Source organism: Streptococcus timonensis (genome assembly GCF_900095845.1).
GTDB lineage: Bacteria > Bacillota > Bacilli > Lactobacillales > Streptococcaceae > Streptococcus > Streptococcus timonensis.
In genome coordinates, this window is the sequence record NZ_FMIX01000002.1 from 62,034 (window position 1) to 78,014 (window position 15,981).

A 15,981-nucleotide genomic window follows, 5' to 3' on the forward strand; every position below is an offset into this window, starting at 1 on the left:
TTTTAGATTTTTGGGTAAAAAGCATAGAAAAACAGCCCCTCAGGACTGTTTGCTTTTTATACTGCTGTAGCTGGATCTAAACTCTCACCAAGTACTGCTAAACGCTCAATTACATCAGCTTCTGTTAATTCATGTTCTAAGACATAACGATTGCGTGGATGAACACGGCATTCATGTGAGCACCCGCGAAGGTATTTATCTTCATTTTCTTCTGACGTTAAGATACGACGGTTACAGAATGGATTGCCACAGTTAACGTAGCGCTCACATGGTGTTCCATCAAACCAGTCCTTACCAACAACGGTTGGATTCACATGGTTGACATCCACTGCGATACGCTCATCAAAGACATACATTTTACCATCCCAAAGCTCACCTTGAACTTCTGGGTCTTTACCGTATGTTGCGATACCTCCGTGCAATTGACCAACATCTTTATAACCCTCACGAACCATCCAACCAGAGAATTTTTCACAACGCACGCCACCTGTACAATAGACGACAACACGTTTGTCCATGAATTTTTCCTTGTTATCACGAACCCACTGTGGTAACTCGCGGAAGTTACGGATTTCTGGACGGATTGCTCCTCGGAAATGACCTAAATCATATTCGTAGTCATTACGTGTATCTAAGACAACGGTATCTTCATCAAGTAAAGCTTTCTTGAACTCTTTTGGAGATAGGTAAGCACCAGTTGTTTCTAATGGATTAATGTCATTGTCAAAGTCATTGTCTTCAAGACCAAGGTGAACAATTTCTTTTTTGTAGCGAACAAACATCTTCTTGAAGGCTTGCTCGTTTTCCTCATCAATCTTGAACCATAAGTTCTCCATTCCTGGGAGACTGTGAACATAGTCCATATATTTTTGTGTTGTTTCGTAGTCACCTGAAACTGTTCCGTTAATACCCTCATCAGCCACAAGGATACGACCTTTTAGACCGATAGATTTACAGAAGGCCAAATGATCTGCAGCGAATTGTTCCGCATTCTCAATTGGAGTATAGAGGTAGTAAAGTAAGACACGAATATCTTTTGCCATAAGATTTGTTCTCTTTTCTATTCTTAAATTTTCAGAATTTTTCATCTAACTATACTAGTATACCGATAAAGAAAAGCGATTGCAATTTATTTGACTGAAAATTAACCTCCTCTGGCAGGAGCTAAATTTGATTTGCAATCCTACATCTAAATCAAAATAATAAAAAAATCCTTGGAAAATTCCAAGGATTTTCCAAGGATTAATGTTTATGCTTTTTTAGCTTTAGACATGTAGAAGAGTTGGAGAAGAATACCAACGATAGCCATACCGATAACGATGAAGAAGGCCATTGTGTAGTCTCCTTGGTTTGCTTGTGCAAGACGTGCACCAAGCTGTGGACCAGCAATCGCAGCCACACCATATGCAGTAAACATCCAACCGTAGTTTGTTCCTACATAAGTTACTCCCCAGTTTTCAGCAGTGATACCTGGGAATGAACCTAGGAATCCACCAAATGACAAGGCAACCATCATAACTCCAAGGATAGCCAAGATGCTTCCTGGGCCTTTGAACAAGGCTGTAAGCAATAATCCAACAGCAATTGCTCCAAACATAGCGATAACTGTAGGGTAGCGACCGATCTTATCAGATACTGAACCCCAGAAGATACGTCCAAATGTATTAGCGATAGATACTAACATAACGAAGAGTGTAGCTTCTCCTACAAGTTGATACTGGTCAGAAATTGATGCTGCAGTACCGATGATCATCATTCCACCAGTAGCACCAAGAACGTAAATCAACCATAGAAGCCAGTAATTTCCGTCACGAAGCATTTCTTTGTAAGTTTTACCTTCTGGTTGAGATGCTCCAGCTGCAGGTGCAGCTGCAGGAGCTTTCTCCATTACCAATGAAGAAGTACAAATAACAATTAGAAGAATGATACCTAATACTTTGAATGTTGAGTAAACACCCATAGAAGCAATCAAAGATTTGGCAACTGGACCGATAATAAGGGGACCTAACCCGAAACCTGCTGCTGTCAAACCACCAGCTAGACCTTTTTTATCTGGGAACCACTTAGTAGCAACTGAAGTAGATGCTCCATAAGCTGAACCAATACCAAGTCCTAGGACAACCCCGTAAGTAAGATAAAGGACTGGAAGAGTGGTAGCAAATCCAGTAGCGAACATACCAGCACCGAAGAGAATACCACCTAGGAATACAAATTTCTTAGGTCCTACTGAATCGACTTTAGGACCAAAAATAATCATACCAACAGGTACCATTGCAAAAGAAATACTAAAGGCCAAAGAAGTTTGGGCTTGAACCCATCCTTGACTAGCATTGGTTTCTAGCAGTGCCTTTTGAAAGACTGACCAGGCGTAACCAGCACCTAGAGAGAGATTCGTTAAAATGGCTGCTGCCAAAATTAACCAACGATTGGGTGTTTTTTTCATATGAATAACCTCATGTAAAATTCTTATCCCCAAAGGGAATTGTTGACAAATATTGTCGGTTTTTACCTACTTATCCTAGGTAGCTAGTCTAGAAATCACTAAATAGATAAAGTAATTTTCACAATGTTAAGCGCTTTCATTGTCTTATATATTTATTATAAGCTAGATTCATTTAAAAATCTACTTAATTAAACTAATAGGGGTATTAGCTCAATTAAGCCCTATTCATATCTTATTATCGTATATTTAAAAGGCTATTATAGCCATCTCTTTAGCCTTTTCGCATCAACTATAAAAAGAATCACCACCCCGTCTGGAAAACTCCAGACAAGGCAGTGATCGCATCTTTTAGGAATGAATACACGAAATCAATTGTTCTTAAGATTTTTTGTTTTTCAAGAATTCGTCGTATTGTTTTTGCATTTCATCCAATACTTTTTGGTAAGCACCTTCAGATTTAAGTTTTTCCATCAATTCTGGAATAGCTTTTTCTGGGTCTACAGTACCAGTGTTGATAGCTGTATCGAATTGTTGCATAGTGTTAGTGATAGCTGAGATTTCAGATTTCACGTTGTCAGTGTTGAAGATGAATCCAAGCGCTGGAGATTCTTTTGCAGTTTCCAAGTCTTTCTTAGATTGTGCAATTTGTTCATCTGTAACGTTTTCGTTGATGTAAAGGATCCAGTTGTTACCAGTGTTCCATCCTGACATGTGAGTGTTTCCTTTGTAACCATCAAGGACTTTAACACGGTTTTCTTTACCTTGAATTTTCTCCCAGTTTTTGCCTTCTGGACCGTAAACAAGACCGTTCAAGAGTTCTGGATTAGTGTTCAAGAGATTCAACACTTCCATTGCTTTTTCTTTGTTCTTAGAGTTGTTTGAGATTACAAAGTTTGCAACTTGAGTTGTTTGGTTTTTCTTGATGAAGTTAGTAAATGGTTTGATTTGGATGTCTTTGTTAGCAACACGAGAAAGCAAGCTGCTACCGTAGTCAGCTGGTCCTACTGTTTCTTCACGTACGAACCAAGTATCTTGTTGAAGGTCAAATGAAGTATCGCTTGTTGCTACGTCTTTTGGAATGTATCCTTCTTCATAGAATTTGTGAAGAGTCTTCAAGTGCTCTACGAAACGAGGAACTTCGTAACGGTTAACGATCTTAGTAGTGTCTCCTTCAAGGTCGATTACGAATGGAAGACCGTTTGCCACTGGGTAGTCGAAGTTTTCAGATGGGATAAAGTTCTTAGTAACTGCAAATGGAACTACATCTGGAGCTTTTTCTTTAATTTGTTTCAAGACTGGTTCAAGTGTTTCGTATGAAGTTACACCTGAGATGTCGATTCCATATTTTGCAAGAAGAGTGCCGTTGAAAGCAAAGTTTTGTGAAGATGCAACGTTAGCTGCAACTGGAACTGCATAGATCTTGCCGTTTACAGTATTACCTTTGATGTAAGCTGGGTCAAGCGCTTTGTAGAGTTCTGCTCCTTCTTTCTTGTACAATTCAGTCAAGTCAGCATAAGCACCTTTTTGAGCGTTTACGATGTAGTTATCTGCAAATGCGATATCATAGTTTTCACCTGATGATGTGATAACTGACATTTTCTTACCGTAGTCACCCCATCCAAGGTATTGGATATCCAATTTAGCACCAACTTTTTCTCCGATGATTTTGTTTGCATTTTCTAACAATTCATCCAAGTTATCTGGTTTATCACCGATTTGGTACATTTTGATAACAGTTTTGTCGCCTGAAGTTGACTCAGCAGCTTTTTGGTTATTCCCTTTAAGGTTTCCACAAGCTGCAAGGCTAGCAGCCAAAGCTACAAGGCTAGCAGAAGCAAAAGCATATTTTTTCCAGTTTTTCATGATAAAAACTCCTTTTTTTATTTTTAATTATAAACAATGTAATGATATTTAACTTCTATCACAAGGACGAAGTTAGAGAGGGAGAAACTATGTTTCTCAACTAGCACTATTCTTTAACACCACCAATGGTCAAACCTTTTACAAAGTAGCGTTGGAAGAACGGGTAAAGAATCGCAATTGGAACAGTCGCAACTACAACCATTGCCATACGTCCTGTCTCTTTTGGAAGAGCAACTGCAAGTTGACCTGATAAACCAACTGACTTAGCAATGTAGTCCATATTTTGTTGAATCTGCATGAGCAAATATTGCAATGGATACAAGTTGTCACTCTTGATGTAAAGAAGAGCGTTAAACCAGTCATTCCAGAAGCCAAGAGCTGTCAAAAGCGTGATTGTTGCTATACCTGGTAGTGAAAGTGGCAAACAGATCTGGAAAAAGATCCGAGCCTCGCTGGCACCATCGATACGAGCTGATTCGAGAATTGCTTCTGGGATAGTCTTCTTGAAGAAGGAACGCATCAACATGATGTTGAATGGAGATAGAAGCATTGGAATAATCAGAGCCCAAATGGTATCACCAAGGTGAAGCAATTGAGTTACCACGATATAGCCTGGTACCAAACCAGCATTGAACAACATACTAAGAAGAGCGAAGATTGTAAAGAATTTACGATACTTAAATGTTGAACGTGAGATGGCATAGGCGTATGTTGTTGTGATGAAGACATTTGTCAATGTACCAACAACCGTTACAAAGACAGAGATAAAGAGCGCCTGTAAAATCTTATCTTGAAACTGAGTCAAAAACTCAAAACCATCTAAACCAAACTTAGCAGGGAAGAAACTGTATCCATTTTGAACGATACTGGTTTCATCTGTAACTGAGATAATGATAACGAAGATAAAAGGCAATATACAAGAGAAGGCCAGCAAACCTGATATGATACTGAAGAAGATGTTTGCTTTTTTTCCGAAGGAGTGTATGCCGACTTTATCAATTTTTTCTTTTTTGATTTTTTTTGCCATATGCTCCTCCTTTCTAGAATAGTGCCGAGTTAGGATCAACACGTCTTGCAAGTAAGTTTGATAGGATAACGAGAATCAAACCGACGACTGACTGGTAGAGACCGGCTGCTGAAGCCATACCGATATCTGCTGTCTGAGTCAATCCGTTAAAGACATAGACGTCCAATACATTTGTTACACTATAGAGCTGACCAGCGTTGTGAGGGATTTGATAGAAGAGACCGAAGTCTGCACGGAAGATATTTCCGACTGCAAGAATAGTCAATACTGTCACAAGTGGTGTCAACTGAGGAATGGTTACGTTACGAATCCGTTGCCATTTACTTGCCCCATCCACTGTTGCTGCCTCATAATAGGTTGGGTCAATCCCCATAATCGTCGCATAGTACATAACACTACTATACCCAAAACCTTTCCAGATACCTAGGAAAAGTAGGAGATATGGCCAGATGCCTAAGTCAGCGTAGAAGTTAATTCCCTTCATACCGATAGTTTGCAAGAATCGGTTGATAACCCCTTTATCGATGTTAAGGAAAGCATCTGTAAAGAAACTGATGATAACCCATGATAGGAAGTAAGGGAATAGCATAGAAGTCTGGAATATTTTAACCATTTGCTTAGAGCGAAGCTCACTGAGGATAATGGCAATTCCAACCGACACAATCAAACCGATAAAGATGAATCCAAGGTTGTAAAGAACAGTATTACGGGTGATGACAAAGGCATCTTTTGAACTAAATAAGAACTTAAAGTTGTCTAGTCCAACCCATTTACTATTTATAATACTGTGGATAAATCCTTCTCCCGTCATTCGGTAATCTTTAAAGGCGACCACATTTCCAAATACAGGGATATAGAAGAATAGAATCAACCAAAGCGTTCCTGGCAGAACCATTAAGAAAAAAATCCAGTTATCTCTTAAGGTCTTTGAAAACTTATTCATAATTTCCTCCCTTTTTATTTTCTAAAACGTCAAAATTCTCCATTTTAGACATGATAACGTTTACATCAATAGTATACTCCTATTTTTATGATAGTTTAAACTACTAATTATAGAAAAAACTCCACAAATTATTTTTTGTGGAGAAATATTGTTTATAAAAGTATGTTTCACGAGAAACATTCTGATTCATACAGGGTGTTCTAATCTTTATGTTGTATAGATTGTCGAAGCGGTCGCAATAGTGTGCCACTGATTAGCCGTTGTGGCTGCGAAGTTCTTATCTGCATAGAAATCATTAAATGGCAAGATGTCTACTTCTAGTTCATCAATACGAGAAATGTCACCTGCTAGGTAGTTTTCAATACGATTTTCTGCTCGCTTGATCCGTTGTAAGAGTCCACCTATGCGGATATCCACGGTATCCAAGCCAAAGACCTTGTTTTCTTTCAGCCATTGGTGACTAAAGAGAGCATGGAAGTGTTCAATCTCGCTTCTAAGTTTTGATAATTCTTCCCTAGCAATTTGTTGCAAGCTCTCTTTATCACCTGTTTGATAGGCTTGACGAATGCGTCGTCCCACATCAACCTTGCCACTTAAAATAGCATTCAACTGAGCCTGGGTCTCAAAGAGATAAGTGTAGATGCCTGCTCTTTCTTTAATGTCAGACAGAATCTCAGCTGCTTGGGCAAAGTGTGGTTTGTCCTGTTCAGGTGTCATGTGCTTGTCAAGAATTGGGCAAAGAACATCCTGATAAAATACATAGCGGTTAGGATTGATACCACTTAGATTTCCTGGTAGATTTGGTAAGAGGTTTGCAAGATCAAGCTGCATAAAGTCCTCAACTGATAGACCTGTATTGGTCTTGAAATGAGCAGACAAACGCTCTAAATCATCTCTATAACTGAGTTCAGCCCAGATTTGCAAACTAGGTAGAATAGAGAACTGAGCTGTTTCGCCACCGTTATCTCCCCAACCAGTCACAATAACCTCTTTAATCTTATTGACACGGCAGGCTTTATTTGCCTCAATAGCTACTAGACGACTGAAATGGTTGTGTGGTGTGAAACCAATCCACTTCCAAGCACCACCTGCAAAGGCAATATCCTGGCTAATCTTGTGGTGATTACCAAAGTTACGGTTGTATTTTTCTTCGCTATCCTGATAATAATCCCAGTAAACCAAGGTCACACGGTCTTTTAGACGATCTAAGTAAATACGAGTTTCTTCTGGAATTTCAACATCACGATCGTACTGGCCATCTGCTGACATGAGTTTGAAGAACATATCGCTCCACATCTGGCAGTGGAAACCATACTTGTCTGCAATATCCAGCACGCGCTCCAAATGTTGGCACATGAGGAGGCTACGGTCCACAACACCATTTAAGATGAGATAGCGTCCTAAACCAACCAAGTGGGCTTCGTCCATACCGATATTGACCTTGCGTGTTTGTAGTTTAGACAAAGTAGCAAACATGCCGTCGATTAGGTCGTAAACTTTTTCTTCGCCGATGAGGAGAATGTCCTCTACATCACGAAGTTGCTGGACTTCTTTGACACCCCATTTGACAAAGGCTGATAAGTGAGCCAAGGTCTGAATACAAGGAACAAAAGTCATGTCAAACTGCTGGGCATAGGCTTCGATTTCCTGTAATTCTTCAGCTGAATAAGCCCCACGGAAATAACCAAAATAAGGTTGCCCTTCAATCTGATAGGTGTCTTCTATATAAAGCTCAAAGGTTGAGTAGCCCATCAGAGCTAAGACTTCAATCATCTGCTTGGCAGATGCAATATTTAGAACCGCATTACGGGAACAATCCGCCATGTAGGCTAAATCTTCATAAGCCGCTTGCTCCTCAATCTCCACCTTGTCACCTTCTTCTAAAGCTGTTGCGAGAACAGACAAGGCGCGATAGAGTTGGTGAGGTTTGCGATAAGTCAATTGATATTCTCCGCCCTCACCCTTGATAGAGATAGAAGCTTGGTCAGACTGAGCGACTGCCACTTCTACATCTGGTAGAGAAATGTGCTTTTGAAGTAAGTCTATAGCTTGCTGTTGTTTACTGCTAATTCCGGTAAAATTTACCATTGGTTTTCCTCCTGTAACCAGTTGACAAGGGCACCGTAGAGATTGGCATCTGCCTGATAGGTGCAAGCTTGGATCACTGGCGCAATTGTATATTCTTCATAATTTTCGACAAAAGCATCTACTGCTTTTTGCACACCTTTGATAAAATCTGAGTTCTGGCTGATGGAACCACCTAGGCTGATCACATCTGGGTCGATTAGATACTGGATATTGAGAAGCCCTTGGGCTAGGTTACGATTCATGCGCTCAATGGCTTCTTGACAAAGGGCATTGCCTGCTGCAGCCTCTTGATAAACCTTACGGCCATCCCAGTCTGACTGACCTGATTTTTCAATCACATAACGAACCATGTTTCCTGTAGAAGCTAGTTGTGACCAGTTATTGAGTTTTTCTGCTGGTTCGATAGTTGTCATGTAACCAAACTCTCCACCCAAGCCATGGCGACCACGGTGAATTTTGCCATTGATAATCATGGCTCCACCAATCCCTGTACCAATAACGACACAGGCTGCATTTTCAATCTCAGGATGAGCTAGCAGTTCACTAAGTCCAACACAGTTGGCATCATTTTCTAGATGGACAGGTAGCTGGTGATGAGCAAGGGCCTGGTACCATGAAAATCCATGAATGTAAGGAATGGCACTAATCCCCTCGATCACTCCTGTTTCTTGATTGACCGCTCCTGGAACACTCATAGCAATCCCACGATAGTTCTGTTCTGACAAGCGTTGGTCCAACCAAGCCAATAAATCTTCTAGAGTTTCTGGAGTTGGGGTGCTGGTCTTATCTAAAATCTTTCCATCAGGAGTTAGACTAGCAAACTTAATACCAGTCCCTCCGATATCAATCGTTGCAATGGTCATTGCTTTTACCTGCAAAAAGGAGCGAATCAGCAGTTGGTTCTTACTTTTTCGCTCCTCCTTTCTGTTTATGTTTACTTTTTGAAATTAAATTTCTTCTTTTTGAATGAATTCTGTACGAATTTCCTGTGGTGCCAATAGTCCTGAATGGACTGGATATGGACGTTCCAGCAAATCAAGAATGGTTTGTTGTTTTTCAGATATGCGCACATTTTCTTGACTCATATTGTAGTAACGAAGTACATAACCTTCTCCATTTTCAGCTACCTTAAAGGCTGTTGGGCAGACTTGTGGTAAGCTAAGCACTGGATGGTTGAAAAGACTACCAGTAGCTGCAACACTACCCTCTTGTCTTGCAACTTGAAGAGCTGTAAAAGGCACTTGGAAGGATTTAGCACGACGGAAAGCAGAGAAGCGTTCGCCTGCCTGGTGACATTCCACAGCAAATTCTACTTCGACATCACGCAAGCACTGAGCTTCTGGTGTTGGGAAGTAGCCCCAGTCACCTAGCTCACCTGAAGCACGAAGAATCGTCACTGCAATCGTATCATCTCCAAGGATTTCGTATTCGTGCAATCCTTTATTTGCTACAGTTACAGCCTTTTCATCATCATAAAGGCTGACAAAGGCTTGTTGGTGTTGTGGATTCTCTGGATTTTCCCAAGAAGCTGCCGGTTTATTTGGTCTTGTCACAACTTCATAAATGCTTTCAGAATCATTGCTTGGACGAGTGTTATGAGTTTTTACCAAGAGACGAATGCGGTGGTCTTTGGCTGTATTAGTAAATCGAGTCTTGAAGCGAATCTGTGGATTGTCCACAAAGACAGTCATCTCAGTTTCAAGAGGAATGGTTGTCAACTCTTCTGAACGACCTGCATCTCGTTTCATGAACTCGATGATACCTCTTTGTTCTGCATCCAATTTTTCATCTGCGCTAACTGGAATAGTCAAGTCATGTTTGAGCAATACCTTAGCATAGCGAGCATTGTTTTCTAGGACATCGCATCCTTTCAATTGAGCATAGATTGGATCAGTTCCTTTTGGTTGGAAGTAAATGTACTCGTTACCAATATCTCCACGGTCCTCGAATTGGATGAAATCTTCGTAGGCTTCGTTTGTAGTCTTGTCATAGACTGTGATTCCTTCATCTACACTCACTGTTACGAATGGTGTATCAATGACTCCATTTTGGTAGATACCATCGTGGCCTTCTCCCTCGCCTTCAACCAACTGGAAGCTTGCCCAAGAAAGAGCTGCTAGGTGAACCGGAAGTGTCACGCGCACTTGACGAGCGATACGAGGTTGACGGAATTTGTCTTTTGGAAGGTCATACTCAAAGTTTGCTCCCAAGTCTTCGATTTTAGCTTCGACCACACGGCCATCCAAATCTTTTACATGGTAGGTTGGCAAGGTCAAGGCTGCCATCTTTTTGTAGCCTTCAGTTGGGTGTAATTCTTTGAACTCACAAGTAACGACGTCGAGTACCGTGCTAACAGTATCTACCTTGTCATGCAGACTCGTGTTAATGACAGTAAAGAGGTAGTCGCTCTCAGCATTTTGAGTTGCCAATTTCCCCTTCCATTCATCAAGAAGGTTGTTCTTGACAAAGTTTCCGACTTGGTTGACCTTGGCAAAACGAACTTCCATTTCACGGTGAACTTCGTCAATACTACAGCCACAGATACTATCGTGCGGTGCATTTTGCAGAAGTACTTTCCAAGCATAGGTCAATTGATCCTTGTGGTTGTGTCCACCAGTGATAATGGTCAAAGGTTCCACGACCTGCTCTAACAAGTTGCTATTTTCTTGAAAGGCTTGTTTGAGGTAAATACGGGATGAAGATGTGTTGGCAAGAGTGTACCAACCATCTGTTTCTTGGCTGGTCAACTCACCTGTGACCGTTGATAGGTGTTCAGGAAGTGCACTTTCCACTGCTTGGACATATTCGTCAAAGGAGCTATGAATAAAGGTCACGTCTGGGAAGAGTTCGTTTGCCACACGAATCGCTTCAGTAATATTTCTCTGAACAGGTTGGTGGTCACAGCCGTTCATCATCAACCATTGGTTGGTCGATGCATAATCACGAACATCTGCCAATTTTTGTTTCCAGAAAGCCAAAGCTTCATCTTTATCCACTGGAATTTCATTCCCATTACTGTACCAGTTAGCAAAGAGAATACCAAGCACACGGCTACCATCAGCCCCCTGCCAGTACATTTCAGAAAATTGAGAGGTGAACTGTTCATCTTCGAGGACTTGATTGTCAAATCCGATTGGCTTGACACCGCGACCAAAGGCTGCGACGTGAATACCTGATTTTTGAAGGATTTGAGGAGCCTGCCCCATATTTCCAAAGGTGTCTGGAAAGTAACCGATCTGAGTAGATTTGCCCCATTTAGCACATTCCGCTTGTCCAATCAAGGTATTGCGGACGTTAGCTTCACTGGAAATCAAGTAATCATCCTGCAAGATATAGAAAGGCCCAATCTTCAATTTGCCTTCGTCGATATAACGCTGCACCTTGTCACGGTTTTCAGGGCGAATTTCTAAATAGTCATCGAGGACAATGGTTTGGCCATCCAAGTGGAAACTTTTGAATTCAGGATCATTTTCGAAAAGATCAAAAAGATCATCAAAAAGTTCCACCAATTGCATGCGGTGACTTTCAAAAGGTAGATACCACTCACGATCCCAGTGACTGTGAGAGATGATATGTACAACAACATTTTCCATGAGTAAAACCTCATTCTAACTTAAATTTAAAAATATTTGTGATTCTATGTAAGAATCTATCGAGATAAGGCTCATTAGCGAATATCCAAGTAGTCCAAGACCAACTCACAGAACATCATATTGGCCCAAGAGAACCATTCACGAGAGTAGAGAGTTGGATCGTCAACGTGGAAGCTTTCGTGCATAACACCTGTTCCGCCATCACATGCAACAAGCTGATCTAGCAAGTATTTTTTCTCAGCTTTATCTGTAGCTGTTAAGCCTTGAATTGATAGGGCAATCGGCCAGATATAACGATAGAAGGTATGAGAACTTCCGAGACCGCTAGCGTATTCTCCTTGGTAGAAGTAAGGATTTTCCAGGCTCAGAATGGTGCGACGAGTTGCTTGATAGACTTCATCGTTCACATCGCAGTAACCAAGATAGGGAGCAGCTAACAAACTTGGTACGTTAGGGTCATCCATGATGCTAGCATTTCCTAGACCATCTACTTCAAAGGCGTAAATCTTTTCACCCTTACTGTTGGTGGTGTAGGCATAATTTTCGATCCCTTCTTGAATCTCAGCTTGGAGACGTTTGGCATCAGCAATAATGCTCTCGCTATCAGCTAGATTCAATTCTGCAAAGATTTCTTGGACATAACCTAAGACAACGACTGCAAACATATTTGACGGGATCAAGTAGCTGTACTGACAGCAGTCATCACTTGGACGGAAGGCCGACCAGGTCATGCCTGTCACCGCAAAATCAGGTCCAAAACCATCATTAACCAGCGTATCTTCCTTACGATCGGTATCACGAACAAAGCGATATGGTGAGTTCTTGTGGTCTTGTTCCACCGTCCAGAGATGGAGAATCTCCTTGGTCGCTGTAACAAAAGTCTCATCAAACTGACTAGTCTCGCCAGTTTCTTTCCAAAGAAGGTAAGCCAACTGCAATGGATAACAAAGCGAATCTACTTCATACTTGCGTTCCCAAATCCAGCCATTGAGATCTGTATGGTCTGTTTCGTGGTGACCCTTCCAGTTTTCCTCAATATTAAAAGAATTAGCATAGGGATCCTTGAGAATCAAAGTCATCTGGCGTTTGACCAAACCTGAAATGGTCTGACGTAAACGAGGGTCTCTTTTTGCCACATGAAGGTATGGTCTAAGCTGAGCAGTCGAGTCCCGAAGCCACATAGCTGGGATATCCCCAGTCAGTACAAAGGTCGATCCATCTTCTAAGATTTCAACTGTATTGTCTAAAGTGTCTGTATAGCAACGTTCAAAGACATCAACCCATTCAGGATGTTCCTTGGCGCGCTCCGCTACCTCATCTAGCCACTCTCTGACAATTTCTTTTGAATATACCATAATGTATTTTACCTCTTTCAAACAAGATTCATTTTCAGTATATAGCTTTTAGCCCAGAAAATATATACACAAATGATAGTCATTTTTCTACAAAATTGTTATATTTGAAACTCCTTTTCTAAAGGCTAAATTTTCTGATATAATGTAGAAAACAACTAAAGGATATTCTATGAAACCTATACTTGAAACCATTGATACCCGCTTTGGCACCGCGAGCAAGCATGCCTTTTCTCGGGGAAATACCCTACCTTACGCTGGAGTGCCTTTTGGGATGAATTACTTTGTTCCACAAACGAGTGACCAGGAAGGGTCTTGGTTTTTTGATCCCCATCTTCCTATCTTTCAGGGTATTCGACTAACCCATCAGCCTAGCCCTTGGATTGGTGATTATTCTTGGTTACTACTGACTCCTGTTACAGGAGAAATCAGAGGTGACACCCTCTTCCATCTTCAGTCTTCCTATAACCTTGATCGTGCTATTTTCAATCCCCATTATCTCAGAATTTTTTCTGAGCGTTATCAGATTGAAACCCAACTCACACCTACTTGCTATGGGGCTTCTATTCAACTAAGACAGATACAAGGCAAGAAGCTCTCACTCTATCTGCATGCAGTTGATGATTTATCATTAGAGCAAGTAGATGAGCGTACTGTCAGCCTTGGTCAAAGCGGATTAACCGAAACCAACAAAAGTCCCCTCGTCATGTTTACTGCTCTCGCATTCTCTACGGATATTCTATCTATCAATCAAGTAGGGCAAAACTGGCGAATCGACTTGGCTGGAGCAGAAGCTCTAGTTCAACTAGCTACTTCTTTTATTTCTAAAGAACAGGCCCTCTTTAATCTACCTAGAAAAGACTTTGAAGAAACGAAATCAGAGGCTAAAGCAAGTTGGGAAGACCTTCTAGGCCGTTTTGATGTCGTGGAAACCGGCCCTGTAGACCGAACATTTTTTGATCATTGTCTATACAGACTCTTTCTTTTCCCACAAACCTTCTATGAGGTAAATGAGCAAGGCGAGAATATTCATATAGACTTTGCTTCAGGAACGATCAAGCCTGGTCTACTCTATACCAACAATGGTTTTTGGGATACCTTCCGCACTTCATTCCCACTCTTTGCCTTGATTATTCCAGAACACTATCGTCAGTTTCTTGAAGGCTTCCTCAATAGCTATCGAGATACCGGGTATCTCCCAAAGTGGCTGGCTCCTGACGAAAGAGGAATGATGCCTGGTACTTTGATTGATGGCGTACTAGCAGATAGTGCTTGCAAAGACATGGCACCTGAACTTGAAGAAGAATTTCTCAAAGCCATGATTGAAACTGCGACAAAGGCAGATCCAAAAGCCATCAACGGGCGCCATGGCCTTTCTCAATACCAAGAACTGGGCTATTTATCCACAGACCACCACGAAAGTGTTAGTCACACACTAGACTATGCTTACAGTGACTTTTGCATCTCTACTTGTGCAACAAAATTAGGTCAAGAAGAGCTAGCCCAAACCTATGCTCAATATTCTAAAAACTATCAGAATCTATTTGACTCTGAGACGGGTTACATGAGGGCGCGTGATGTAGATGGCAACTTCCGTCCTGACTTTTCTCCCTATAGTTGGGGTCGTGACTACGCTGAGTGTTCAGCTATTCAAGCCAGTCTAGGTGTCTTACACGATATTTCTGGACTTAGCCAACTAATGGGTGGTAAAGAAGCCTTTAGCAACTATCTTTTGAAAGCTTGTCAAAGTCTCCCACTTTTTGAAACGACGGGCTATGGATATGAAATTCATGAGATGAGCGAGATGGCAACAGCGCCATTTGGTCAACTAGCCATTTCCAACCAACCAAGCTTCCACATCCCTTATCTCTTCCGCTACAGTAATTATCCCCAATATACTAGTCTCTTAATCAAGACTCTCCGTCAAAAAGCCTTCCAAGCTAGCTGGGATGCTTATCCGGGCGATGAGGATAATGGTAGTCTTTCGGCTTGGTATGTCTGGTCTGCTCTTGGACTTTACCCAATTTGCCCAGGAAAAGCAAGTTATGACCTTGGAATTCCACTCTTTGACCACCTTCGTGTCTATCTGGCAGAAAAAAATCAGTGGTTGGATGTTCGTACTCAACAAAATTATGAACACTTCCACTTTGTCCAAGACTGTCAACTGGACGGAAAAGAAAAACAAAGCATCAGCCATCAGGAATTGCTCAATGCTAAGAATCTTGACTTTACCCTTAGCTGGTTGCCAAAGCATTAATAACCTAACCCCTTTGTCAGACGCAAAGGGGTTTTCTTATCCATATAAAGTTATCCACAAGTTGTGAATAACCTTCAACCTTTCTTCGGAAAAGATTTTCAAGTTTTTCCAAAATATCTTTCCAATCCAAGTTCATAGGATGTACAAGAGAATAAAGCCTATAAACCTTGTCCTAACAAGGTTTATAAAAGATTGATTTGTTTCCTATTCTATAAATTTCGTCTTTCTTTTTTCTATTAAAATTATAAAGAGACAGTTGTTGTTGATACCTTGACTTATCCACAAGTTGTGGATAAGTTTTTCTCAACTAAGCAACCCTAGTGCCTATCTGTTAGCGGATTTTTACAATTTTTATAGTAAATTTTAAATTTTGGTAGGCGCTTTCAAAAAATCATGATATACTAAAATTATCAGA

The 15,981-nt window shown here is 41.0% G+C and carries 10 protein-coding genes; 1 reads left to right on the top strand and 9 read right to left on the bottom strand.

Annotated elements, in window-relative coordinates; genetic code table 11:
- Positions 1-56: 56 nt before the first annotated feature.
- The 9 genes from trhO to BQ2679_RS00700 all read right to left on the bottom strand — a co-directional run bounded on the left by trhO (position 57) and on the right by BQ2679_RS00700 (position 13,312).
- Positions 57-1,043: an oxygen-dependent tRNA uridine(34) hydroxylase TrhO gene (trhO, locus tag BQ2679_RS00660; protein WP_075565112.1), complete on the bottom strand. Its 987-nt coding sequence runs from the start codon at positions 1,041-1,043 to the stop codon at positions 57-59.
- 206 nt (positions 1,044-1,249) lie between these two features.
- Positions 1,250-2,443, bottom strand: a complete 1,194-nt coding sequence (locus tag BQ2679_RS00665) for an L-lactate MFS transporter (protein ID WP_075565114.1) — start codon at positions 2,441-2,443, stop codon at positions 1,250-1,252.
- Between the two features lie 378 nt (positions 2,444-2,821).
- On the bottom strand, positions 2,822-4,306 hold the full coding sequence (locus BQ2679_RS00670; protein ID WP_075565117.1) for an ABC transporter substrate-binding protein: 1,485 nt from the start codon (positions 4,304-4,306) through the stop codon (positions 2,822-2,824).
- A 106-nt stretch (positions 4,307-4,412) separates the two neighbouring features.
- Positions 4,413-5,333: a carbohydrate ABC transporter permease gene (locus BQ2679_RS00675; protein ID WP_075565119.1), complete on the bottom strand. Its 921-nt coding sequence runs from the start codon at positions 5,331-5,333 to the stop codon at positions 4,413-4,415.
- Positions 5,334-5,346: 13 nt separating this feature from the next.
- The gene (locus tag BQ2679_RS00680; RefSeq protein ID WP_075565121.1) at positions 5,347-6,276 is read right to left on the bottom strand and encodes an ABC transporter permease; all 930 of its coding nucleotides are present in this window, start codon (positions 6,274-6,276) and stop codon (positions 5,347-5,349) included.
- Between the two features lie 207 nt (positions 6,277-6,483).
- Complete coding sequence (locus tag BQ2679_RS00685; protein ID WP_075565123.1) at positions 6,484-8,364, bottom strand: beta-N-acetylhexosaminidase; 1,881 nt, start codon at positions 8,362-8,364, stop codon at positions 6,484-6,486.
- Complete coding sequence (locus BQ2679_RS00690; RefSeq protein ID WP_075565125.1) at positions 8,358-9,227, bottom strand: ROK family protein; 870 nt, start codon at positions 9,225-9,227, stop codon at positions 8,358-8,360. Before BQ2679_RS00690 ends, BQ2679_RS00685 begins: the two co-directional genes overlap by 7 nt.
- 84 nt (positions 9,228-9,311) lie before the next feature.
- Complete coding sequence (locus tag BQ2679_RS00695) at positions 9,312-11,957, bottom strand: alpha-mannosidase (protein WP_075565127.1); 2,646 nt, start codon at positions 11,955-11,957, stop codon at positions 9,312-9,314.
- Positions 11,958-12,031: 74 nt separating this feature from the next.
- On the bottom strand, positions 12,032-13,312 hold the full coding sequence (locus BQ2679_RS00700; protein WP_075565129.1) for a glycoside hydrolase family 125 protein: 1,281 nt from the start codon (positions 13,310-13,312) through the stop codon (positions 12,032-12,034).
- A gap of 169 nt (positions 13,313-13,481) precedes the next feature.
- Here BQ2679_RS00700 and BQ2679_RS00705 point away from each other — a divergent pair, with 169 nt between their 5' ends.
- Positions 13,482-15,566, top strand: coding sequence for a GH92 family glycosyl hydrolase (locus BQ2679_RS00705; RefSeq protein ID WP_075565131.1), 2,085 nt, complete (start codon positions 13,482-13,484; stop codon positions 15,564-15,566).
- Positions 15,567-15,981 lie beyond the last annotated feature (415 nt).

Bases quoted from the DNA above. Each gene is read 5' to 3' on its own strand.
- BQ2679_RS00680 (WP_075565121.1), bottom strand. From the start codon at position 6,276: ATGAATAAGTTTTCAAAGACCTTAAGAGATAACTGGATTTTTTTCTTA.
- BQ2679_RS00690 (WP_075565125.1), bottom strand. From the start codon at position 9,227: ATGACCATTGCAACGATTGATATCGGAGGGACTGGTATTAAGTTTGCT.
- trhO (WP_075565112.1), bottom strand. From the start codon at position 1,043: ATGGCAAAAGATATTCGTGTCTTACTTTACTACCTCTATACTCCAATT.
- BQ2679_RS00665 (WP_075565114.1), bottom strand. From the start codon at position 2,443: ATGAAAAAAACACCCAATCGTTGGTTAATTTTGGCAGCAGCCATTTTA.
- BQ2679_RS00675 (WP_075565119.1), bottom strand. From the start codon at position 5,333: ATGGCAAAAAAAATCAAAAAAGAAAAAATTGATAAAGTCGGCATACAC.
- BQ2679_RS00695 (WP_075565127.1), bottom strand. From the start codon at position 11,957: ATGGAAAATGTTGTTGTACATATCATCTCTCACAGTCACTGGGATCGT.
- BQ2679_RS00670 (WP_075565117.1), bottom strand. From the start codon at position 4,306: ATGAAAAACTGGAAAAAATATGCTTTTGCTTCTGCTAGCCTTGTAGCT.
- BQ2679_RS00685 (WP_075565123.1), bottom strand. From the start codon at position 8,364: ATGGTAAATTTTACCGGAATTAGCAGTAAACAACAGCAAGCTATAGAC.
- BQ2679_RS00705 (WP_075565131.1), top strand. From the start codon at position 13,482: ATGAAACCTATACTTGAAACCATTGATACCCGCTTTGGCACCGCGAGC.
- BQ2679_RS00700 (WP_075565129.1), bottom strand. From the start codon at position 13,312: ATGGTATATTCAAAAGAAATTGTCAGAGAGTGGCTAGATGAGGTAGCG.